A 22,333-nucleotide genomic window follows, 5' to 3' on the forward strand; every position below is an offset into this window, starting at 1 on the left:
TGCGGAATTGCTACTGTTCGCTGACGTTGTCCCAAAGGTGAATTTGTTACGATCATGTGATGATTTGATAGATCACAAGCAGATGTCCTATCGTGGTGGTTGCGATTGATCAGACGTCGCGCCGGTCCGCTTGTCGATCCGCTTTCTGATCGTCTCGGTAATTTTTTTGAATCCGGCATTACTGGGAAACAGCTGATCGTACCAATCCTCGGGATCAAGGGTCCCTCGAAGGTCGACGAAAGTCAGTCGTGACCGCTCGACTGCCAAGGCTGCAGCGATATCGTTGAATTCGTCAATTAGTCTTCGGGACAAATCGTTTGCACCAGCGCCTTGATAACCCCGTGCGGCAAGTTCACTCGCGAGAGGGTGGCTTGGTACGATTGATGGCAGGTAGTCGTAGCCGTGCAGTGCAAACTGAGCGTTCGGTGCCTCAAGCATCAAACCATCAACTATAATGGCTAAATTGGCGGCAAGTGCGCCGAACTTTCTATTAGCAGCTTCTTGCAAAGGTGATTCGCCTGCTACGGGGGGCGCGACTGACGCGACTATGCCGTTCTCTCCAAATAACTCGCACAGTCCAGCGCTGACCAAGACGAATTCTAAATCAGAGGGCAGTGGTACTTCTCGGAACAACAAAGATTCAATGCATTCTCCAGCATTGTCTTGACGGAATACTGCGAATTCTTCAGACAGCTGGTCTCCGATATCTTTCAGTAACAATGGATAATTTAGCCATCCATCGCCTACAACCCCGATAGCCATGCGGCCTTTATCGAGTGCGCGCTGATATCGTAAAGACTTCATTTGCTGAATATGCTGCAGAAATCCGAGACCGCTAGGCGTTTCTCTAGATACGGATTGTCCAAGGCCGCCCGGCCCTTGCCCTTCTTCAAGTGTATTAAGATATTGTAGGATGCTATTTCTCCGGTCATCGCTAGTTATGAGTTTTGCCTCAGCCAGGAGCCGGAGGTTCTGCTTCACCTTATCGACTTCTTCGGTGCCCAGAGCCGCGAGAACGAGATCAGACTGCTCTTTGCGCGTCGCAAGATCTAACTCGCCAATATTGTTCACGAATGCGACTAGGCCGTTCCCGGCTAAAGCTAAAATTCCTGCAACAACTGCAACCAAAAATGGATTTCCGAACGCTTCGGCCCAGTGCTTGGGCTGTGCTTGCCGCTCGGCCAAACCGAGTTCACGTTCGCGCTCTGCCTGCAGTCTGTGCTCTCGTTTTTCCTCGATCGCTACACGCCGCTCCTCAATTGCCATCATCCGCTGTTTGAGCTGAGGGTCGTTCTGATCGGGCATACCGCCCCTCCGGTCTGTCTGCACGGGTAACGATATCCCGGGATTCCGCATTTATAACGCACTGCCGATGCTCGCCCTAGCTGCCTTCAGCTGCAGCGTTCCAAATGACTATTCCGGGCACAAAGCGGATGATCTACGCGCTGCGCTCGAATGTCTCTATTAGGTCGATAGCTGCCATTAGGTCGATAGCTGCCATCCGTAGCGGGCCTCTGCTATCTGATGCAGGAGTGATAGGCGTTCCTTCGCCTAGAGGCGCTGGTAATCCTATCGTTGGGGATGCTAAGCAGCAGACACGATCTAACCGACGATCCAATGACCCGTGACGACAATCCCGACTGGAGCGATGCCGTCGTGGCGCCGCTGGACAGTGCGCTGAAGCTGCAGGCGATCCGGGCCCGGCTGCGGCTCAGCCAGTCGGCCTTCGCCGCCCTGTTGCGGATCCCGCGCTCGACGCTGCAGAACTGGGAGCAGGGGCGGACCGCGCCGGACAGCTTCGTGCGGCACGTCATCGACGTGATCTACGACGATCCCGAAGGCATGCGCCAGCGTCTGGAACGCGACAGCGCCGCCTGAGCTTGAGGCCCGGCGGCGCTGGTTTGCGATCGTTGTCCGGTGGCTCAGTCCATGGCTTCCAGTTCGTCGATGAAGCCGGAGATCATGGCGAGGCCGCGCGACCAGAAGGCCGGGTCGGAGGCGTCGAGGCCGAAGGGCTGCAGGAGCTCCGAATGGTGCTTGGTGCCGCCGGCCTTGAGCATCTCGAAATACTTCTCCTGGAAGCCGGCCTCAGAGTTCTCGTAGACCGCGTAGAGCGAGTTCACCAGGCAGTCGCCGAAGGCATAGGCATAGACGTAGAACGGCGAGTGGATGAAGTGCGGCACGTAGGTCCAGTAGGTCTCGTAGCCGTCGCCGAGACGCAATGCGGGTCCGAGACTGCGCTTCTGGATGTCCATCCAGATCTCGCCGATCCGCTCGGTGGTCAGCTCGCCGCCGCGGCGCTCCTCGTGCAGGGCGCGCTCGAACTGGTAGAAGGCGATCTGCCGGACCACCGTGTTGATCATGTCCTCGACCTTGGAGGCGAGCAGCGTCTTGCGCTCGGCCTTGGTCGTCGCTTGGTCGAGCAGCGAGCGGAAGGTCAGCATCTCGCCGAAGACCGAGGCGGTCTCGGCGAGCGTCAGCGGGGTCGCCGCCATCAGCGCGCCCTGGCGGCCGGCCAGCACCTGGTGGACGCCGTGGCCGAGCTCGTGGGCGAGGGTCATGACGTCGCGCGGCTTGCCCATGTAGTTGAGCAGTACATAGGGGTGGACGCTCGGCACGGTGGGATGGGCGAAGGCGCCCGGCGACTTGCCCGGGCGGATCGCCGCGTCGATCCAGTCATTGGTGAAGAAGCGCTCGGCGATCGAGGCCATTTCCGGCGCAAAGCCCGAATAGGCCGACAGCACCGTGTGGCGGGCCTCGTCCCAGGAGATGTCGCGGCGGGTGGAATCGGGCAGCGGCGCGTTGCGGTCCCAGTAGTCGAGGACGTCCTGGCCGAGCCATTTCGCCTTCATGGCGTAATAGCGGTGGGAGATCGACGGATAGGCGTCGGTGACGGCCTGCGACAGGGCGTCGACGACATTGCGCTCGACCCGGTTGGCCAGATGGCGGGAATCGGCGACGTCCTCGAAGCCGCGCCAGCGGTCGGAGATCTCCTTGTCCTTGGCCAGCGTGTTGGTGATCAGCGTGAAGGTGCGCAGGTTCTCGCTGAACACGTTGGTCAGCGCGCTCGCCGCCTTGCGGCGCTTCTCGCGGTCCGGGTCCTGCAGGATGTTGAGGGTCGCCTCCAGCGCCAGATCGTCGCCGTCGACGGTGAAGCGCAGCGAGGTCAGCGTCTCGTCGAACAGCCGGTTGAAGGCGCCGCGGCCGGTGATCGCCTTTTCGTGGAACAGCTCCTCGACGCGGTCTTCCAGCTGGTAGGGCTTGTCGAGGCGCAGATCGACGAGCCACGGCCGGTAATGGGCCAGCGCCGGATCGCGGTCCATCGCCGCGTCCATGTCGGCATCCTCGATGCGGTTCAGCTCCAGCGGGAAGAACAGGAGGCGCGACGATATGTCGGTGACCACCGACTGGATGTCGCCGTAGAACTTGGCCCGCGCCGGGTCGGAGGTGTCGCCCGAATAGACCAGCCCGGCATAGGAGATGATCCGCCCGAGAAGCTCCTCCAGCGCCTCGAAGCTGGCGACGGCGGCGGCAAGATTGCCGTCCTCGGCCCTGGCGGCTTCCTCGAGCCGGCCGCGCCAGCGCTCCTGAAACGCCTCGGCATCGGCGCGGGCGCGCTCGACGTCGCGTGTCAGTTCGGGACTGTCCATCGCCGGGTAGAGATCCGACAGATTCCATTCCGGCAGGGCGCCGGTGGCGTCGACCGCCGTCTCGGCGGCGGAAAAGGTCGGTCGGACAGAATGCGTCATCGGGACAATCTCATGGCTTGGCGGGAATACCGGCCGGCGCGGGTCGCCGGACGGTCGTCGGAAAGGATCAAATTCGACTGAAATTGCTGGGACTTTTTTGCCCATTCTCGTTCAGTCGCTTTTTAGCGGTGCGTGTCAATTTGGGTCGTTCTCGCGTCAAGACGAGACTGGAGGCTGACATGAACCGCGTAGTACTTATCGTTGACGACGACCCCATTCAACGGCGTCTGGTGGAAGCCCAGATCGGCCGGATGGGCCTGCGTCCGCTGACCTGCGACGGCGGCCTCGCGGCGTTGCGGGCGCTCGACGCGCACCAGCCGGGCGAAATCTCCGCCGTGATCCTCGACCTGATGATGCCCGACAAGGGCGGCAGCGAGGTCATGGCCGAGATGCGGCGCCGCAATCTCGACATTCCGGTGATCGTGCAGACCGGCAAGGGCTCGATCGACACCGTCGTCGAGGCGATGCGGGCCGGCGCCTTCGACTTCATCGTTAAGCCGGTGTCGCCGGACAAGCTGAAATCGGTGATCGACAGCGCGCTGAAGATGCGCGGCGCGGCGACGCGGCGGACCACGTCGAAGGCGCGCACCGTGCGGCTCGATCAGGGCGACGCCTCGCCGGCGCTGCGGCCGGTGCTGGCGGCGGCGGCCAAGGCGGCGCGCTCGGGCATTCCGGTGCTGATCTCGGGCGAGACCGGGGTCGGCAAGGAATGGCTGGCCAGCGCCATCCAGGCCGGCGGCGACCGCGCCAAGGCGCCCTTCGTCAAGGTCAATTGCGGGGCGCTGCCCGGCGATTTGGTGGAGAGCATCCTGTTCGGCCATGCCAAGGGCGCCTTTACCGATGCCGGCCAGCCGCATGAGGGCAAGTTCGCGGAGGCCAATGGCGGCACGCTGCTGCTCGACGAGGTCGGCGAATTGTCGGCCTCGGCGCAGGTGAAGCTGCTGCGGGTGCTGCAGGACGGCGTGATCGACCCGGTCGGCGGGCGCCAGGCGGTGAAGACCGATGTGCGGATCATCTCGGCGACCAACCGGGATCTGGCGGCCGGGGTGACGGCCGGCCGGTTCCGCGAAGACCTCTATTACCGGCTGAACGCCTTCGAGCTGACCGTGCCGCCGCTGCGCGAGCGGCGCAGCGAGATCGCCAAGCTGGCCCGCCGCTTCGTCGACCGCTACGTGGCGATGGAGCCGCAATCGCCGGTCCGGCACCTGGCGGCCGACGCGATCGCGCTCCTGCAGCGCTACGACTGGCCGGGCAACATCCGGCAGCTGGAGAACGCCATTCACCGGGCGGTGGTGCTGGGCGAGAGCGAAAGCCTGACGGCGGCCGACTTCCCGCAGATCGCGGCGCTGATCGCGGCCGGGCCTGCCGAGGCGGAGGCGACCCCCCATGCGGCGTCCCATGGTGGCCACGGCACCGGAGCGCCGGGCGACCCGGCGCCGATATCCAACGGCCACGGTCGCACCGAGCCCGCCGATTTCGCGGTGCGCGACCAGAATGGCGAAGTGCGGCGCGTCGAGGAGGTGGAGGCCGACCTGATCCGGCTGGCCCATGCCCAGTATCATGGCCGCATGAGCGAAATCGCCCGGCGGCTGGGAATCGGGCGGTCGACGCTGTACCGCAAGATGCGGGAATACAAGATCGACGCCGATTGATCAGCTTGCGCCGGTCAAGATCTTCCCATCCGGCAAGGCGTTGATTTCACGCCGAAACACCACTATCCCGGCGAGTAAGCTTAATCGGGCCTTAACGCTTTTCTTGCAGAATCGGGAGAAAGTTCGCTGACTGTCATCTTCATGCCGCAGTTTCGGAAAAATTGGACAGGCGACGAGAACGGTCATCGGGGTTGCCCATACCGGCGGATGCGTCCGACGGGCAGGCAAGTGTTTTGAGGGGAAGAGACCGCATGTTCGGACATACCGCTCGCGCCGGCCGCTCGGCCTGGCGCCTCGCGACGTTCGCTGCCCTGGCTCTGCTGATCGGCGGCACGGTCACCGCGGCGAAGGCCGAGACCCGCGTCCTGAAGTTCTACAATCTGCATACCAAGGAGAAGGGCAGCTTCTCCTACAAGAGCAACGGCCGCTACAACAGCGGCGAGCTCAAGAAGATCAACTGGTTCCTGCGCGACTGGCGCAAGGGCGAGCAGACCCAGATCGACCCGCGGCTCCTGGACCTGATCTGGGAGGCGTATCGCCAGAGCGGCTCCAACGCCCTGATCAATGTCGTCTCCAGCTATCGCTCGCCGGCGACCAATTCTATGCTGCGCTCGCGCAGCTCGGGCGTCGCCAAGAAGAGCCAGCACACGCTGGGCAAGGCGCTCGACTTCTACATTCCGGACGTGCCGCTGGCCAAGCTGCGCGAGATCGGCCTGAAGATGCAGGTCGGCGGCGTCGGCTATTATCCCAAGTCCGGCTCGCCCTTCGTGCATTTCGACGTTGGCAACGCCCGCCACTGGCCGCGGATGAACCGCAAGCAGCTGATGGCGGTCTTCCCGAACGGGAACACGGTGCATGTGCCGTCCGACGGCAAGCCGCTGCCGGGCTACCAGCAGGCGCTGGCCTCCTACAAGCAGCGCCGCGGCGGCTCGTCGATCCAGGTCGCCAATGCCGGCTCGGGTTCTTCGGGTGGTGGCAAGACGCTGCTGGCCATGCTGTTCGGCGATGGCGACGAGGGCGAGGACGAGGTGCAGAGCGCACCGACGCCGCGGGCTCCGGTGAAGGCCGCAGCCGCGCCGAAGGTCGAGGTGGCTTCGGTCGTGCCGCAGGCGCGCCCAAGCCGGGATCTGCCGGGCGGTGTCGCCGTGCCGGTCGGCGACCGCTTCGATACGGGTGCACCGGCCTCGGCTGCCGCCCCCGCGCAGACCGAGGTCGCGGCCCTGATCAATGCACAGATCCCGGTGCCGACCTGGGCGCCGAGCCGTGCCGTGCCGGCCGACGCCTCCGACGCACCGGCGGCCCGCGAGGATGCGGTGTCGACCCTCGTTGCCGCGCTTGAGGAGCAGGCGAGCGAGACCGTGGCGAGCGGCCAGATGGCCTATGCGGTTCCGACGCCGGGCGACCGCCCGCAATTTGAAAGCGTGCTCAAGGACAAGCCGGCGACTGCCGCGACGGCGATCACCAAGGCCGCGCCCGCCAAAGAGACGATGAAGGCCGTGGAGATGGCCGCCAGGGCGCCGAGCCCGCGTCCGCAGATCGATCCGCAGGCCATCAAGCCGGTGCCGGCGCTGATGACCGCAGCGGCGTCCAGCGCGCCGAAGCCCCGGCCGCAGCCGGCCGATGCGGCGGTTGCCGCCGCGGCGATTTCGGGCAAGGGCGGCCGCGTTCTTAACGCCGTGGTGCAGGAGACGCCGAAGCCGAAGGTGCTCGATCCGCAGGAGGCGATCGCCTCGCGCTTCAAGATCGCGGCGCTTGTCTCCGACACCGACAGCCGGGCCGCGCGTCTGGCGACGGCCAAGCCGGATGCCGGGCGGCTGGTCGGCAATTTGCCGAGCACGCTGTTCGCCTCGGGCTTCGCCCCGGCGGCCAATGCCGGCAAGAGCGACCGCTTCTCGGGCTCTGCCGTCAACTTCCTGCCGATGGTGAAGGTCGGCCAGTAAGGCCGCCGCTCCACCATCCGCGCACGATCCAAGCGTCGACGGCCGTCCGGTGTTGCCACCGGGCGGCCGTTTTCGTTCGGGCATGGAGTGGCAGGACCGGCAACTCGCCGCGGCCGGTGGGCGAGGCGGGACGGCGGGGTGGCGTGGCGTAGAAGACCAGGGCGCGGCGCCAGTTGACCGATACGTAAAAGTCCGTCGAAGCCTTGTATGGGGACGAGGAATGCACGTCGTGCGAGCGCTCTCGACTTCGCTGCAGTGCCGAAGCAGTGCGATATCCGCGTATCTTCGCAACGGCTTGGGCCGGCTTTTTCACCGCAGTCGGTGGTCGCAACTTCACCGATATATCGTTCGCTGGTCTTACCACCGAAGCAGTGCGATGAGACGCAAAGCATTTCCGGTTTCTGCGGCTCATTGAACAATGCCGGACAGTTTCGCCGCATGGTTGTGCCGGTTGCGGGCTCTTGATGTACGCGCATCATTTAGAGTTGTTCTATAATAAGGCAGACATTCGATATTCTGCGGCTGCTTATTCGCCCCGGCAAGTGTGGACAAAATTGTCGGGACTTAGGGGTTGCGAATAATCCACTTGACATTAAGTAACGCCACATAAATACCAAACACGGATGGTGGATTGCCCGGAGGCGAGGCCACCGTTTCGCAATAAACAAACTGCACGAGGCGCGCAGAGGCGCCTGATTCAACAGGCGCAATCGCCACAACTTCGCGCAGCACGGGGTAAAAATGGACCAGATCGAAAACGTCGAAAACAACGAAATGCTGATGGAGCTGACCGCGGAAGTGGTGGCGGCCTATGTCAGCAACAACTCGCTGCCGGTTTCCGAACTGCCTGCACTCATCTCGGACATCTACGGCGCCCTCGGTCGCACGAACAGTGCGCCGCAGGCGGTGCAGGCCGAGAAGCCGAAGCCGGCGGTGCCGGTGAAGAAGTCGGTGACCGACGACTACATCATCTGTCTCGAGGACGGAAAGAAGTTCAAGTCGCTGAAGCGCCACCTGATGACCCACTACAATCTCTCGCCGGAAGAGTACCGCGAGAAGTGGGACCTGGCGCCCGACTATCCGATGGTCGCGCCGAACTACGCCGCGGCGCGTTCGCGCCTCGCCAAGCAGATGGGCCTCGGCCACAAGCGTCGCCGCGCCGCGGCACGCTGAGCCGGCCGCCGCATCGCCGCGGCAGCAACAGAAAAAGCCCGCCGGAGCGATCCGGCGGGCTTTTTCGTGTTCGGTTGAGAGCCTCGGGTGATGGGCGCCGGCGTGGATGCGAGCCGCGCCGGATCCCATGGACCGGCGACCGGCGACGCGTGGTCGCCGTTGCGGGACCGCGGCGCTGGCGCCTATTCGCGCGGCAGGTCCGGGGCCATGCCGAGGGCCTGCAGGTAGAGATCGAGGATCGCTTCCTGCTCCTGGCGCTCGTTCTGGTCCTGCTTGCGCAGCGAGATCACGCGGCGCAGCACCTTGGTGTCGAAACCGTTGCCCTTGGCCTCGGCATAGACGTCCTTGATGTCGTCGCTGATCGTCTTCTTCTCTTCCTCGAGCCGTTCGATCCGCTCGACAAAGGATCGCAGCTGATCCTGGGCGACATCGTTCACGTCGGACATGGTGGGTCTCCGTCTGGCACTTTCGCGCAATGAATTGGCCGGGAACTACCAGACCGGGGTGATTCGGGGAAAGCCCGTTGTGCCGCTATGGCACGTGGCGGCCGCCCGATGCGGCGTCCGCGCGCGAAAACGTTACTCGCTGGGGCGCGTCTGCTCGAAGCGCTGCGCGGTCTCGGGGCTCGCCTCGCGCTGGTAGCGGTCGCGCCATTCGCCATAGGGCATGCCGTAGACGATCTCGCGGGATTCGTCCTTGGTCATGGCGATGCCGTCGGCCTCGGCGGCGTCGCGATACCAGTTGGACAGGCAGTTGCGGCAGAAGCCGGCGAGGTTCATCAGATCGATGTTCTGCACGTCGATGCGTTCGCGCAGATGATCGCGCAGGCGCCGGAACGCCGCCGCTTCGAGCTCGATGCGCTTCTGGTCGTCGATCGGGTCCATGTCGCTCTCCTGTGTCCGTCCGCCTCGCGGCGCCTTGCCCTCGATATCGAGCCGAAGCGTCTTCGCATCAAGGGCGGGATGGTGCGAGGCGGCGGGCAGGGGGCCGGCGGACCGGTTCGGGCTCGCAACCGGCCGGCGGATGATCTAGGACGGCGGCAGCGCAGCGTGGTCATGTCGTTGACAGGTTCGACCGCTATGCGAAAGCTGCCTCTCGTGCGGACACTCTCTCTTTCGGGGAAAGCGTGATGATACCCAACCCGTTTCGCCGGCTGCGCCACGGATTTGCTCTCGGGCTGATGGCCGCCGGACTGTTCCTCGTCTCGGCGCCGCTGACGGCGGATGCCGCCCGCGCCGATTTCCGGGTGTGCAACGGCACCCAGTCGCTGGTCGGCGTGGCCATCGGCTACCGGGCCGAAGCCGGCTGGACCACCGAAGGCTGGTGGCGGATTCCGGCGACGACCTGCAAGGCGATCATCGAGGGTCCCCTGTCGTCGCGGTACTATTACGTGTATGCCGAGGACTCCGATGGCCAGGGCCGCTGGGCCGGGCCGGTGAATCTCTGCATCGCCGAGAACGAGTTCAAGATCGCCGGGGTCAAGGACTGTTTCAAACGGGGCTACCAGAAAATGGGGTTCCGCGAATACGACACAGGCGAGCAGGCCAGCTGGATGGTCCAGCTGACCGAAGCGCCCCGCGAAACAACGGATAGCCAATGAGACGCCATCGCAAGGTCAAGATCCTTGCCACCCTCGGGCCGGCATCGTCCTCCGAGGAGATGATCCGCAAGCTGCATGAAGCCGGTGCGGATGTCTTTCGCATCAATATGAGCCATTCCGACCACGACCTGATGCGCGAGCTCGTCGCCCGCATCCGCCGGGTCGAGTCCGCCGTGGGCCGGCCGATCGGCATTCTGGCCGATCTGCAGGGCCCGAAGCTGCGGGTGGCGAAATTCGCCGAGGGCAGCGTCCAGCTGACGGTCGGCGATGATTTCACCCTCGACGACAATCCCGAGCCGGGCGACACCACACGCGTCTATCTCCCGCATCCGGAAATCCTGGAAGCGGTGGAGGTCGGGCACCGGCTGCTGATCGACGACGGCCGGCTGCAGCTCGTCTGCACCGAGACCGACAAGCACTCGATCAAGTGCCGCGTCGTCGCCGGCAACAAGATCTCCGACCGCAAGGGCGTCAGCCTGCCGGACACGACCCTGACCACCGGGGCGCTGACCGACAAGGACCGGCGCGATCTCGACGCGGTGCTGGCCGAGAATGTCGACTGGGTGGCGCTGTCCTTCATCCAGCGTCCGGAAGACCTCGCCGAAGCGCGCAAGGTGTCGCGCGGCCGCGCCTTCCTGTTGTCGAAGATCGAGAAGCCGCAGGCGGTGGAACGGCTCGACGAGATCATCGAACTGTCCGACGCGATCATGGTCGCGCGCGGCGATCTGGGTGTCGAGATGCCGCTGGAAGCGGTGCCGGGCATCCAGAAGCGGATCACCCGTGCCGCCCGCAAGGCCGGCAAGCCGGTGGTCGTCGCCACGCAGATGCTGGAATCGATGATCTCCGCCCCGGTGCCGACCCGCGCCGAGGTCTCGGACGTGTCGATTGCCGTCTACGAGGGCGCCGACGCGGTGATGCTGTCGGCGGAATCTGCGGCCGGCGAGTATCCGGTCGAGGCGGTGTCGACGATGGACCGGATCTGCCAGCGCGTCGAACTCGACCCGCTCTATCCGGGCATCATCTCCGGTCAGCGCACGCCGCCCGAGGCGACCGGCGCCGACGCCGTGTCGCTGGCGGCCCGGCAGATTTCCGAGACGCTCGGCGTGTCGGTGATCGTCACCTATACGGCGACGGGCACCACCGGCCTGCGCGCCGCCCGCGAGCGGCCGCAGACGCCGATCCTGGCGCTGTCGCCGGTGCTGGCCACCGCGCGGCGCCTGTCGCTGGTCTGGGGCCTGCACTGCGTGGTGACCGAAGACGCCCAGGATCTCGACGACATGGTCGACCGGGCCTGCCGCATCGCGGTGGAGCAGGGCTACGCCAAGTCGGGCGAGCGGATGATCGTGACGGCCGGCGTGCCGCTGCGCACGCCGGGCGCCACCAACATGCTGCGCATCGCCTATATCGGCTCGGACGGCCTCAGCGCGGTCTGACGCGGCCGTTCAATCCACGCGCAACGGCCCGGCGGTCTGTCTCAGATCGCCGGGCCGAGCAGTTCCTCGGACAGGCGCCCGGCGGCGTCCTGCGCCGAATCCAGCGCCGGGTAGACGGCGAGGACCCGCAGATAGGTCTCCAGCGCCTGTTCCTTGCGGCCGGTCTGTTCGAGAATCATCGCAAGGCCCATCAGGGCGCCCCAGTGCCGCGGCTCGCGCAGCAGGGTCTGCTCGATGTCGACCAGCGACTTGCCCAGCCTGTTCATCGAGAAATTCAGCGTCGCCCGGCGGTTCCACGCTTCCGGATAATGCGGCGCGATGACCAGCGCCTGGTCGAGCAGGTCGAGCGCGGCGGCGTTGTCCTCGCGGGTCATGGCGAGGGCGGCACGCTGCATCAGGAGATCGATGGTGGCGCTGCCGCTGCGGCGCCAGTGCCGCTCGATGCGGCCGGCAATGCGGCGGGCGGCGCGTTCGTCGGCCTGTTTGCGCAGCTCGGCAAAGAGGCGGTCGAGTTCCTGCTCCGGCGTCTCGTCGGCGACCTGCGGCTCGGCCTCGTCGGCGGCCTCGTCCTCGGCGACGGGGGCGCTGCCGAAGGCGTCGGGATTGTCGGTCATGCCTTCATCGGGGGGCGGAATCACCATGGGCGGCGATTGCGAATCGTCCGGGCCGGGGAGCGGCGCGGCCTCAGGCGGACGATCGGGCTCGATCAGCGACGGCGGCCCGCCGTCCTGCGCCAGCGCCGGGACGAGGCCCGGGGCGAGAAAGCAGACACCAAGGGTGAGACAATGAAAAACGCCGCGCATGCGGAGAGGTTAATTCTCCGCAGCGCAGCGTCAATCAGAAACTTCGTGATCGAAGGGGCGGGGACGGGCGAGGCCGGCCCCCAGGGGCATCAGCCCTGGCGCGCCTTGAAGCGCGGTGCCACCTTGTTGATGATGTAGACGCGGCCCTTGCGGCGCACCATGCGGTTGGCGCGGTGACGGGTCGCGAGGGACTTGAGCGAGTTCTTGATCTTCATGACAACACCGGAATGTTAGACGCGAGGATCGGGGCTGGCCGTTCCGCCGCAAAATGATGGGCGCGCCGCAGCGGCACGCCCGGAAAGATTGGTGCCGAAATAGCTTTGCCGGCAGCTTTTGTCAACGCTCCCGGCGCCATTGCGACCGCCCTGTGATGCCCGATTTGCGCTGATTCAGTCCGTCAGCCGGGTCAGGTGGCCCATCTTGCGGCCGGGCCTTGCTTCCGGCTTGCCGTAGAGATGGAGGAGGGTGGCGGGCTCGGCGAGAATCGCATCGACGCGCTTCACGTCGTCGCCGATGAGATTCTCCATGACGCAGTCCGAGTGCCGCGCGGCGGAGCTGAGCTTAAGGCCGGCGATCGCCCGCACATGCTGCTCGAACTGGGAGACGACGCAGGCCGCCTCGGTCCAGTGGCCGGAATTGTGCACCCGCGGAGCGATCTCGTTGACGAGGATGGTGTCGTCGCCCTGCACGAAGAACTCGACGCCGATGACTCCGACATAGCCGAGCTTGGCGAGGATGCTGGCGGCGACGGCCTTCGCCGCTTCGCCGACCTGCGACGAGACGCGGCCGGGAACGGTGGAGGTATGCAGGATGCCGAGCCGGTGGACGTTCTCGGCCGGATCGTAGGCGACGACGCTGCCGTCGATGCCGCGCGCCGCGATGATCGAGCATTCGTAGGCGAAGGGCACCTTCTTCTCGAGAATCGCCGGCACGCCGCCGAGGCTCTCGAAGACGTCGGCATGGGGCCCGCCCTTGCGGATCGAGGCCTGGCCCTTGCCGTCATAGCCGAAACGACGGGTCTTCAGGATGCAGTCGCCGTCGAGCTCGACGAGGGCGTGGCCGAGTTCGGCGACGCTGTCGATGGCGCGCCATTCGGCGGTGGCGACGCCGATGCCGTTGAGAAACGCCTTCTCGACGACGCGGTCCTGAGCGACTTCCAGCGCCTCGGCCGGCGGGTAGAGCGGCACGGCGGTGACGGCGGCGCGGATCTGCTCGACCGGCACGTTCTCGAATTCATAGGTGACGACGCTGGTGCGGGCGGCGAGGTCGCGCAGGGCGGCGACGTCGTCATAGGCGGCGACGATCTGCGCGTTGGCGACCTGCGCGGCCGGGCAGCCGGCGTCAGGGTCGAGGACGATCACCCGGTAGCCGAGACGGGCCGCGGCCATGGCCAGCATGCGGCCGAGCTGGCCGCCGCCGACGATGCCGATGGCGGTGTCGGGCATGGCGAAGCGCGCTTCAGCGCCGGGGGCAGGCGGCGTCCTGCTCACGGGGTGTCCACGGGCGCGGCCGCGACCGCGTCGGTCTGGGCCTTGCGCCAGGCGTCGAGGCGACCGGCGAGGGCGTCGTCGGACAAAGCGAGCACGCTGGCGGCGAGGAGCGCCGCGTTGACGGCGCCGGCGCGACCGATGGCGAGGGTTCCGACGGGCACGCCGGCGGGCATCTGGACGATGGAGAGCAAGCTGTCCTGGCCGGACAGGGCACGGCTTTCGACCGGGACGCCGAACACCGGCAGCGGCGTCATCGCCGCGGTCATGCCGGGCAGATGGGCGGCGCCGCCGGCCCCGGCGATGACGACCTTGAAGCCGGCGGCCTTCGCGCCGCGGGCAAAATCGTAGAGGCGCTCGGGCGTGCGGTGGGCCGAGACGATCTGCGCGTCATAGCCGATGGCCAGCGCGTCAAGCGTGTCGGCGGCGTTCTTCATCACCGACCAGTCGGACTGGCTACCCATGATGATGGCGACGGGCGGGGAGAGGGCGGCGTCGCTCATGCGCTGATGTCCGGAATGATCTGATCCTCCAGATCCTGCAGGCGGTCCCGGATGGTCAGCTTTTTCTTCTTCATGCGCTGGACCTGCAGCCGGTCGCAGCCGGTTGCGACCATCGCGTTCACGGCCGCGTCGAAATCGGCATGTTCCTGCCGCAGACGCGCCACCTGCAGCCTCAAGGCCGCCTGTTCCTGATCCGCCATTCTGTTCCTTTCAGGCACCGCCGCGTGCAACCGAACCGGGGTCTCGACAATTGTCCAGACAGTCGTGACGGACGATTAGCAAAACCGCCCATCGGACGATAGCGACCGCCGGACCAATCGACAGTGCGACACTCTTGTGACACCGTCGACTGGTTGCTGGCTCCGGTTCGCATTGCGGACCGCGACCTAACTCACGAAGGGAGAAGCCATGTCCTTGGATACCCATCTCGCTACGCTGGAACAACGCCACTCGGCGCTCGACCACGAGATTTCAGCTGCGCTGGTATCGAAACCGGCGATGAGGGATTCGGAACTCCGGGAGATGAAGCGAAAGAAGCTCCAACTGAAGGACGAGATCGAGCGGCTGCGCCAGCCCGCCGGCTGATCTCAGACCTCCCAAGCCATTCCGCCCCGGCACCGGCAACGGTGTCGGGGCGTTTTTCGTCCGGGCCCGGGCGCCGCGCCGACATTCTCAGCCGATCGCCTTGCGCAGCACGTATTTCTGGATCTTGCCGGTGGAGGTCTTCGGGACCTCCTGGAAGCGGATCTCCTTGGGACATTTGAAGCGCGCCAGCCGCTCGCGGCAATGGGCGATGAGATCGGCCTCGGTGACGCTGCGGCCGGGCTTGAGCTCGACGAAGGCCAGCGGCGTCTCGCCCCATTTCTCGTCCGGCTTGGCGACCACGGCGGCGGTCGCGACATCCGGGTGCTGGTAGAGCGCGTCCTCGACCTCGATGGAGGAGATGTTCTCGCCGCCCGAGATGATGATGTCCTTGGCGCGGTCCTTCAGCTCGATATAGCCGTCCTCGTGCAGGACGCCGAGATCGCCGGAATGAAACCAGCCGCCGCGGAACGCCTCGGCCGACGCCTCGGGGTTCTTCAGATAGCCGCGCATGACGATGTTGCCGCGGAACATGACCTCGCCGATGGTCTCGCCGTCGGCCGGGGTCTTTTCCATCGTCTCCGAATGCATCACCGCCAGATCCTCCAGCGCCGGGTAACGCACGCCCTGGCGCGCCGTCTGGGCGGCGCGGGCCGGACCGTCGAGCGCGTTCCACTCGTCCTTCCACTCGTTGACCACGGCCGGGCCGTAGGTCTCGGTCAGGCCGTAGAGATGGGTGACCTCGAAGCCGGCGTCGCGCATGCCCGACAGCACCGATTGCGGCGGCGGGGCCGCGGCGGTGTTGAAGGTGACGGTCTGGTCGAAGTCGCGCTTGTCGCCGGCATCGGCGTTGATCAGTGTCGCCATGACCACCGGCGCGCCGCACAGATGGGTGACGCCGTGATCGGCGAGGGCGTCGAACATCGCCTTCGCCCGGACCCAGCGCAGGCAGACATGGGTGCCGGCCTGGACGGCAAGCGTCCAGGGAAAGCACCAGCCGTTGCAGTGGAACATCGGCAGCGTCCACAGATAGACTGGATAGCGGCCCATGCCGGAGGCGATGACGTTGGCGTAGCCCATCAGCGCGGCACCGCGATGGTGGTAGACGACGCCCTTCGGATTGCCGGTGGTGCCGGAGGTGTAGTTGAGCGAGATGGCGTCCCACTCGTCGTTGGGCATGTGCCAGGCATAGTCCGGGTCGCCCTCGGCGACGAGCGCCTCGTATTCCAGGCTGCCGATGGCCGGCCCCTTGGCGACCGGGGCGTCGGCGGGGAAATCCGGATCGTCGTAGTCGACGACGAGGGGCGTGACCTTGGCCTTCTTCAGCGCCTCGGCCATGACGCCCGAGAACTCGCGATCGACCAGCACGACTTTGGCTTCGGCATGGTCGAGCTGGAAGGCGATGATGTCGGCGTCGAGGCGGGTGTTGATGGACAGGAGCACGGCCCCGGTCATGGGCACGCCGTGATGGGCCTCGAGCATGGCGGGGGTGTTGGACAGCATCACTGCGACGGTGTCGCCACGCGCAATGCCGCGCCGTTCCAGCGCCGAGCCGAGGCGGCGCGAGCGCGCGTAGAACTCGGCATAGGTCCGCCGCAGTGCGCCGTGGATGATGGCGACCCGGTCCGGATGCACCAGCGCCGCGCGGGCCAGGTGGCTGAGCGGCGTCAGCGGCTGGTAATTGGCCGCGTTGCGATCGAGATGCTCGTCGTAGATGCCCATGTGTTCCGTCCCGAACTCCCCCGTTTGGGGCTGTTCTATAGAAGATCGGGAGGCGCGCGTCACGGCGGATTGCGCCGAACGCCGGCAGAGGGCCCTAGAAGAACAGCGCCCGGGCGCCATCGACGATGAGCTTCAGGCCGACCGGCACCAGCACCATGTAGGCGATCCAGTAGAAGGCCTTCGGGTCGACGCGGCGCACCAGCCAGACGCCGGCAAGGGTGGCGACCGGCGCCAGCGGCATGAGCACCGCCGAGGTCGCCAGATTGTCGGCCGAGAACTGGCCGAGCAGGAAATACGGGATCAGCTTGACGGCATTGGTGGAGGCGAAGAACAGCACCGAAGTGCCGGCATAGACCGGCGGCGGCAGGCGCAGGGGCATGACCGCGACCTGGAAGGGCGGGCCGCCGGCATGGCTGACGAAGCTGGAGAAGCCGGCGATGGCGCCCCAGCTGAGGCTCTTGGCGGTGTTGCGCGGCCGTGGCTCGAGCTGATGGCGCGAGCGCCAGAACCATTCGGCGGCAAACCACAGCGCCAAAAGGCCGATGACGAGGCGGATGCCATCGGCGGAAACCATGGTGGCGGTGAGATAGCCGAGAAGGACTCCGCCGAAGGAGGCCGGCAGCATGATGGCGATGACGCGGCGGTCGAAGGTGCCGCGCCAGGCGACGAGGCCGACGATGTCCATGGCCACCAGCACGGGCAGCATGATCGCCGCTGCGGTGACCGGCGAGATGACGACGGCCATCAGCGGGACGCCGACCAGCGTCAGCGCGCCGCCGAAGCCACCCTTGGCAAGGCCGACGAGAAGCACCGCGGGGATCGCGACGAGATAGAACAGCGGGTCGGTGATCACGCGGCGGACGGCTTCCGGTGGGAGTCAGCAAACGAAGGTGCCGCAGGAGTAGAACCGTCACACCGCCATGGCAACTGCGGGCGATGGCGGCATCCGGCGGGATGCGCCGGGGCATCGGGCCGTGGTCGCGGCCGCGGCGCGGCGGATGTTTCCCACCCGGCGAGTGATTTGCTAAAGCCTTTCGCGAAACGGCCGACACGACGATCGGCGCCCGACATGCAAGGTCAACATTTTCGATGGACACCGAATACATCCGTCCCCGGCTCGTACTCCTGACCACGCCGCTCGGCGACGCGGATGCCGTGACGGCCGTGCAGGCCGCGCTTGCCGGCGGCGACGTCGCCTCGGTCATTCTCGACCCGGCCGGCCGCGACGCCGTCTCCTTCCAGAACCTTGCCGAGAAGCTGGTGCCGATTATCCAGGCGTCGGGCGCCGCGGCGATCGTCGCCGACGACACGCGCTGCGCCGGCCGCGTCCAGGCCGACGGCATCCACATGACGTCGGGCGATCCGGCCGAACTGGGCGAGACGATGGAGCGCTTCGCGCCGAAGCTGATCGTCGGCGCCTCGGGCTTCGAGACCCGCCACGACGCGCTGGAAGCCGGCGAATTGCGCCCCGACTACCTGCTGTTCGGCCGGTTCGGCGGCGACGTCGATCCGAACCCGCATCCCAAGAGCATCGCCATGGGCGAATGGTGGGCCGAGATCGTCGAACTGCCCTGCATCGTCCTGGCCGGTTCGGACATCGAGAGCGTGGTGGAGGCCGCGGCGACGCGAGCCGAGTTCATCGCCCTGTCGGCTGCCGTCTTCGCGCAGCCGGATGCGGCAGGCGAGATGGTGGCGCGGGCCAATGCCCTGATCGACGCCTGGTTCGAAAGCGCGGCCGCATGAGAGCACCCGAACGAGCGGCCGGCGGGCGGCTTGTCCTTTTAGCGGGGCTGGCGGCGCTGATCATCGGCGCCGGGCCGGCCTGGGCCCAGAGCGAGGATGCGCCGGCCGAGGCCGCGACGGCTGATCCGGCGGCGCTGGATCAGGGAACGCTGACCGAGGGCGCGCAGGGCGAGGCGCTGCCGGTGCCGGCGGAGGTCGCGCCCGAGACGCCGCCGGCGGAAGGCCAGCAGCCGTCCCCCAGCGATCTGGCCTACGGCGCCTATCAGCGCGGCTTCTACCTGACGGCGCTGAAGCTGGCCGAGCCGATCGCCAATCTCGGCGACCCGGCGGCGCAGACGCTGCTCGGCGAGATCTATTCGCGGGCGCTCGGCGTGCCGCAGGATCTGCAGAAGGCGGCGCACTGGTACGAGGCGGCGGCCAAGGCCGGCAGCGCCGAGGGCCAGTTCCGCTTCGCGCTGATGCTGCTGGACGGCACCGTGGTCGCCTCGGACATCGCCAAGGCACGCGACCTGATGGCGGCGGCCGCCGAGCAGGGCCTGCCGCTGGCCCAGTACAATTACGCACAGATGATCGTCCAGGCCTCGCCCTCGGGCGGCTTCGAGGAAGCCTTCGGCTATTTCCAGAAAGCCGCCAATGCCGGCGTCGCCGATGCGCAATACGCCATGTCGCAGCTCTATGAGTATGGCCGCGGCGTGCAGGCCGACAGCGCCGTGGCGCGCAAATGGCTGCGCGCGGCGGCGATCAACGGCCTCGGCGCGGCGCAGGTGGAATTCGGCATCTGGCTGATCAACGGCAAGGGCGGCCCGCCGCAGCTGGAGGACGGCTTCCGCTTCCTCAAGCGGGCGGCCGACCGGGGCAATCCCATCGCCATCAACCGGGTGGCGCATCTCTACAAAGACGGCGTGGGAACCGCGCCGGACCGGCTGCAGGCGGCGAAATGGGCGGTGCTGGCCAAGCGGGTGGAAAACTCCGACCCGACCCTCGACGACTTCTTCCGCGGGCTCGATCCGCAGACCCAGAAGTCGGCCCTGGAGGCGGCCAACCGGTTCCGTTCGCGCTGAGCGGGACAGCCGAAACCCGCCACGAGGCTTGAATGGCGGGGTAAATTATGGTCTTGAGCCCCGACCCGCAGAGATCGTCAGACGAAGGCATGGAGCCCGGCACCGGCCGGCCGCCCCCTTCCGGCGAGCGAGCCTGCCGATCAATAACGCTGCCGCTGCCGTGCGACCGGATCGTCGCCGACGCGAGAACCCTTCGAGAGCATCGATGAAGATCAACGGAAACGAAATTCGCCCTGGCAACGTCATCGAGCACAATGGCGGCCTGTGGGCGGCGGTGAAGACCGCCCATGTGAAGCCCGGCAAGGGCGGCGCCTTCGCCCAGGTCGAGCTGAAGAACCTGATCGACGGCACCAAGCTGAACGAGCGCTTCCGCGCCTCCGAGACCGTCGAGCGCGTCCGCCTGGAGCAGAAGGACTACCAGTTCCTCTACGCCGAGGGCGAGATGCTGGTGTTCATGGACACCGAGACCTACGAGCAGCTGGAGCTCCAGAAGGACTTCGTCGGCGAGCGCGCGGCCTTCCTGCAGGACGGCATGATGGTCACGGTGGAAAGCCACGAGGACAAGCCGATCGGCATCAAGCTGCCCGACCAGGTGGTGCTGGCGATCGTCGAGGCCGACCCGGTGGTCAAGGGCCAGACCGCGGCCTCCTCCTACAAGCCGGCGGTGATGGAGAACGGCATGCGCGTGATGGTGCCGCCGTTCATCGAGACCGGCGAGCGCATTCTCGTTGATACCAACGAGATCACCTATCTGCGCCGCGCCGACTGAGGCTGAGCCCGAGATTTCCTGACGGCGGCCGCCATCCGGGCGGCCCTCTCTTATTCGACGAAAGCAGACGATGGCCCGATCCGCGCTTCTCCATGTGATGACGCAGGCCGCCATGAAGGCCGGCCGTTCCCTGATCCGCGACTTCGGCGAGGTGCAGAACCTGCAGGTCTCGATGAAGGGACCGGCGGATTTCGTGTCCAATGCCGACCGCCGGGCCGAGGAGATCGTCCACCAGGAGCTGTCGCGGGCGCGCCCGGACTGGGGCTTCCTGATGGAGGAGCGCGGCGTCGTCGAGGGCAACGACCCGCAGCACCGCTGGATCGTCGACCCGCTGGACGGCACCACCAACTTCCTGCACGGCATTCCGCAATTCGCCATCTCGATCGGCCTCGAGCGTGACGGCCAGATCGTTGCCGGCGTGGTGTTCAACCCGGCGATGGACGAACTCTACACGGCGGAAAAGGGCGGCGGCGCCTTCGTCAACGACCGGCGCCTGCGGGTCGCGGCCCGCAAGTCGTTGGCGGAAGCGCTGTTCGGCACCGGCACGCCGTTCCTCGGCCATGGTGACCATGCCGGCTATCTGTACGAGCTGCGCCAGATCATGGGCGAGACCTCGGGCGTGCGCCGCATGGGCGCGGCCTCGCTGGACATGGCCTATGTGGCGGCGGGCCGGCTCGACGGCTTCTGGGAGCGCAAGCTGAAGCCCTGGGACGTGGCCGCCGGTTCGATCCTGGTGCGCGAGGCGGGCGGCTTCATCAGCGGCATGAACGGCGCCAAGTTCGACCACGAGATCGGCGACGTGGTCTGCGGCAACGAGTTCATGCGCAAGGCGCTGAGCGACCAGATCGCCCTGGCCGAGCGCAAGCGCACGGCTGCCGCCCAGAACGGCTGAGACGACCGCGGCCGCATCGTCGGCCGGGGCAGACGGCAGGGGACGGCTGGCGGGGCGACGTAACGGGCGTTTAAAAGAGCCGCATTATTCCTTACCTTGCCTTATGGTTCGAGTGAACGCGGGCAGCGGGGTCCGTGCCGTGGACCCGAACCGGCGGAGTTGATTGGAACGCGATGCAGGTCTTCAGATCGTCTACGGACAACACCGGGCGGCCGGATGATTTCGATCCGAACCGGCTGTCGAGCCCCATGGTCTTCCTGTGGTCGATGCTGGTGTTCCTGGCGCTGGCCTCCTTCGTGGCGGCAATCCTCGGCCGGCAGATCTCCACCGCCTTCGCCACCAATCCCGGGCTGAACGGCCTGATCATCGGCGTACTGGCCGTCGGCATCCTTTTGGCCTTCCTGCAGGTGCTGCGGCTGTCGCGAGAGGTCCGCTGGGTCAACGCCTTCCGCGAGGGCTCGTCGGATTTCGACCGGCTGAAGGATCCGGTGCTGCTGGCGCCGATGCGCGGCCTGATCGGTCGTCGGCGCTCGATCTCGCTGTCGACCCATTCGATGCGCTCGATCCTCGATTCGATCGCCACGCGCCTCGACGAGACCCGCGACATCGCCCGCTACCTGATCGGCCTGCTGGTGTTTCTCGGCCTGCTCGGCACGTTCTGGGGCCTGTTGCGCACCATCGGCTCGATCGGCGCGACCATCCAGGGCCTCGATCCGGCCGCCGGCGACACCGCCAGCGTTCTGGACGCCCTGAAGGCGGGCCTTGCCGCGCCGCTGTCGGGCATGGGCACGGCGTTTTCCTCGTCGCTGTTCGGCCTGTCCGGCTCGCTGGTGCTCGGCTTTCTCGACCTGCAGGTCGGGCGGGCGCAGAACCGGTTCTATACCGAGCTGGAAAACTGGCTGTCCTCGGTGACCGATGTCGGCTCCGACATGGTGCTGCCGCCGACGGGCGAGGGGGCGCAGGTGGCCGCCGGCGGTTCGGAGCAGCTGCGGCAATTGTCCGAGCAGATCGACAAGATCGCCAAGGACCAGACCACGACGCCGCGCACCAGCGCCGCCATGGCCAATCTGGCCGAGAGCATCCAGGGCCTCGTCACCCACATGCGCAGCGAGCAGCAGATGCTGCGGGACTTCGTGGAGACCCAGGCCGGTGAGCAGCGCGAGTTGCGGCAGGTGCTGGACCGGCTCGCCGGCAGTCTCGGCGACAAGCGCAAGGAACCCTAGC

Annotated in this window: 23 protein-coding genes; 12 read left to right on the top strand and 11 right to left on the bottom strand. The window is 66.4% G+C overall.

Features of this window, described 5'->3' with window-relative positions; genetic code table 11:
• Positions 1-87: 87 nt before the first annotated feature.
• Positions 88-1,305 (bottom strand): hypothetical protein, encoded by a 1,218-nt coding sequence (locus J3367_RS02325; protein ID WP_421460118.1) that lies wholly within the window; start codon positions 1,303-1,305, stop codon positions 88-90.
• A 312-nt stretch (positions 1,306-1,617) separates the two neighbouring features.
• Between J3367_RS02325 and J3367_RS02330 the strand changes: the two genes are divergently transcribed.
• Positions 1,618-1,878: a helix-turn-helix domain-containing protein gene (locus J3367_RS02330; RefSeq protein ID WP_024348914.1), complete on the top strand. Its 261-nt coding sequence runs from the start codon at positions 1,618-1,620 to the stop codon at positions 1,876-1,878.
• 44 nt (positions 1,879-1,922) lie between these two features.
• Here the strand turns inward: J3367_RS02330 and J3367_RS02335 are convergent, their stop codons facing one another.
• Positions 1,923-3,749: a M3 family oligoendopeptidase gene (locus J3367_RS02335; RefSeq protein WP_024348913.1), complete on the bottom strand. Its 1,827-nt coding sequence runs from the start codon at positions 3,747-3,749 to the stop codon at positions 1,923-1,925.
• 179 nt (positions 3,750-3,928) lie between these two features.
• On the opposite strand from J3367_RS02335, the gene J3367_RS02340 reads away from it, so the two are divergent.
• The 3 genes from J3367_RS02340 (at position 3,929) to J3367_RS02350 (ending at position 8,514) form a co-directional block, all read left to right on the top strand.
• Positions 3,929-5,401, top strand: coding sequence for a sigma-54-dependent transcriptional regulator (locus J3367_RS02340; protein ID WP_024348912.1), 1,473 nt, complete (start codon positions 3,929-3,931; stop codon positions 5,399-5,401).
• Positions 5,402-5,652: 251 nt separating this feature from the next.
• Entirely contained in the window at positions 5,653-7,341 is a 1,689-nt protein-coding gene (locus J3367_RS02345; RefSeq protein WP_421460121.1) for a DUF882 domain-containing protein, read from the top strand.
• 741 nt (positions 7,342-8,082) lie between these two features.
• On the top strand, positions 8,083-8,514 hold the full coding sequence (locus J3367_RS02350) for a MucR family transcriptional regulator (protein ID WP_024348910.1): 432 nt from the start codon (positions 8,083-8,085) through the stop codon (positions 8,512-8,514).
• Positions 8,515-8,696: 182 nt separating this feature from the next.
• Here the strand turns inward: J3367_RS02350 and J3367_RS02355 are convergent, their stop codons facing one another.
• On the bottom strand, positions 8,697-8,960 hold the full coding sequence (locus tag J3367_RS02355; protein ID WP_024348909.1) for a DUF2312 domain-containing protein: 264 nt from the start codon (positions 8,958-8,960) through the stop codon (positions 8,697-8,699).
• 132 nt (positions 8,961-9,092) lie between these two features.
• On the bottom strand, positions 9,093-9,398 hold the full coding sequence (locus J3367_RS02360) for a DUF1244 domain-containing protein (RefSeq protein ID WP_024348908.1): 306 nt from the start codon (positions 9,396-9,398) through the stop codon (positions 9,093-9,095).
• A 296-nt stretch (positions 9,399-9,694) separates the two neighbouring features.
• Between J3367_RS02360 and J3367_RS02365 the strand changes: the two genes are divergently transcribed.
• Positions 9,695-10,114: a DUF1036 domain-containing protein gene (locus tag J3367_RS02365; RefSeq protein ID WP_029702587.1), complete on the top strand. Its 420-nt coding sequence runs from the start codon at positions 9,695-9,697 to the stop codon at positions 10,112-10,114.
• Positions 10,111-11,547, top strand: a complete 1,437-nt coding sequence (gene pyk / locus J3367_RS02370) for a pyruvate kinase (protein ID WP_024348907.1) — start codon at positions 10,111-10,113, stop codon at positions 11,545-11,547. The genes J3367_RS02365 and pyk overlap by 4 nt, the downstream gene beginning before the upstream one ends.
• A gap of 41 nt (positions 11,548-11,588) precedes the next feature.
• Here pyk and J3367_RS02375 read toward each other — a convergent pair whose 3' ends face one another.
• The 5 genes from J3367_RS02375 to J3367_RS02395 all read right to left on the bottom strand — a co-directional run bounded on the left by J3367_RS02375 (position 11,589) and on the right by J3367_RS02395 (position 14,540).
• Positions 11,589-12,161 carry a tetratricopeptide repeat protein gene (locus J3367_RS02375; protein ID WP_029702586.1) on the bottom strand — a complete coding sequence of 191 codons (573 nt, stop codon included), beginning with the start codon at positions 12,159-12,161 and terminating at the stop codon, positions 11,589-11,591.
• Positions 12,162-12,439: 278 nt separating this feature from the next.
• The gene (gene ykgO, locus J3367_RS02380; RefSeq protein ID WP_024348905.1) at positions 12,440-12,565 is read right to left on the bottom strand and encodes a type B 50S ribosomal protein L36; all 126 of its coding nucleotides are present in this window, start codon (positions 12,563-12,565) and stop codon (positions 12,440-12,442) included.
• A gap of 174 nt (positions 12,566-12,739) precedes the next feature.
• Positions 12,740-13,795: a 5-(carboxyamino)imidazole ribonucleotide synthase gene (locus J3367_RS02385; RefSeq protein ID WP_024348904.1), complete on the bottom strand. Its 1,056-nt coding sequence runs from the start codon at positions 13,793-13,795 to the stop codon at positions 12,740-12,742.
• Positions 13,796-13,836: 41 nt separating this feature from the next.
• Positions 13,837-14,340, bottom strand: coding sequence for a 5-(carboxyamino)imidazole ribonucleotide mutase (gene purE / locus J3367_RS02390; protein WP_024348903.1), 504 nt, complete (start codon positions 14,338-14,340; stop codon positions 13,837-13,839).
• Positions 14,337-14,540 carry a YdcH family protein gene (locus J3367_RS02395; protein ID WP_024348902.1) on the bottom strand — a complete coding sequence of 68 codons (204 nt, stop codon included), beginning with the start codon at positions 14,538-14,540 and terminating at the stop codon, positions 14,337-14,339. The genes purE and J3367_RS02395 overlap by 4 nt, the downstream gene beginning before the upstream one ends.
• 208 nt (positions 14,541-14,748) lie before the next feature.
• Here J3367_RS02395 and J3367_RS02400 point away from each other — a divergent pair, with 208 nt between their 5' ends.
• Positions 14,749-14,925, top strand: coding sequence for a YdcH family protein (locus tag J3367_RS02400; protein WP_035694417.1), 177 nt, complete (start codon positions 14,749-14,751; stop codon positions 14,923-14,925).
• A gap of 87 nt (positions 14,926-15,012) precedes the next feature.
• Here the strand turns inward: J3367_RS02400 and J3367_RS02405 are convergent, their stop codons facing one another.
• Both J3367_RS02405 and J3367_RS02410 read right to left on the bottom strand, forming a co-directional pair.
• Positions 15,013-16,644, bottom strand: a complete 1,632-nt coding sequence (locus tag J3367_RS02405; RefSeq protein WP_024348901.1) for an acyl-CoA synthetase — start codon at positions 16,642-16,644, stop codon at positions 15,013-15,015.
• A gap of 94 nt (positions 16,645-16,738) precedes the next feature.
• Positions 16,739-17,497, bottom strand: coding sequence for a sulfite exporter TauE/SafE family protein (locus J3367_RS02410; protein ID WP_024348900.1), 759 nt, complete (start codon positions 17,495-17,497; stop codon positions 16,739-16,741).
• A 236-nt stretch (positions 17,498-17,733) separates the two neighbouring features.
• Between J3367_RS02410 and J3367_RS02415 the strand changes: the two genes are divergently transcribed.
• The 5 genes from J3367_RS02415 to J3367_RS02435 all read left to right on the top strand — a co-directional run bounded on the left by J3367_RS02415 (position 17,734) and on the right by J3367_RS02435 (position 22,332).
• Positions 17,734-18,387 carry a thiamine phosphate synthase gene (locus J3367_RS02415; protein ID WP_024348899.1) on the top strand — a complete coding sequence of 218 codons (654 nt, stop codon included), beginning with the start codon at positions 17,734-17,736 and terminating at the stop codon, positions 18,385-18,387.
• Positions 18,384-19,448 carry a tetratricopeptide repeat protein gene (locus tag J3367_RS02420; RefSeq protein WP_024348898.1) on the top strand — a complete coding sequence of 355 codons (1,065 nt, stop codon included), beginning with the start codon at positions 18,384-18,386 and terminating at the stop codon, positions 19,446-19,448. The genes J3367_RS02415 and J3367_RS02420 overlap by 4 nt, the downstream gene beginning before the upstream one ends.
• Before the next feature lie 205 nt (positions 19,449-19,653).
• A complete protein-coding gene (gene efp, locus J3367_RS02425) occupies positions 19,654-20,217 on the top strand; it encodes an elongation factor P (protein ID WP_009208693.1) in 564 nt (187 codons plus the stop codon).
• Positions 20,218-20,287: 70 nt separating this feature from the next.
• The gene (locus J3367_RS02430; RefSeq protein ID WP_024348897.1) at positions 20,288-21,109 is read left to right on the top strand and encodes an inositol monophosphatase family protein; all 822 of its coding nucleotides are present in this window, start codon (positions 20,288-20,290) and stop codon (positions 21,107-21,109) included.
• 173 nt (positions 21,110-21,282) lie between these two features.
• Complete coding sequence (locus J3367_RS02435) at positions 21,283-22,332, top strand: MotA/TolQ/ExbB proton channel family protein (RefSeq protein WP_024348896.1); 1,050 nt, start codon at positions 21,283-21,285, stop codon at positions 22,330-22,332.
• The last annotated feature ends 1 nt before the right edge of the window (position 22,333 follow it).

Source organism: Aurantimonas sp. NFXS3, assembly GCF_049132005.1.
GTDB lineage: Bacteria > Pseudomonadota > Alphaproteobacteria > Rhizobiales > Rhizobiaceae > Aurantimonas > Aurantimonas coralicida.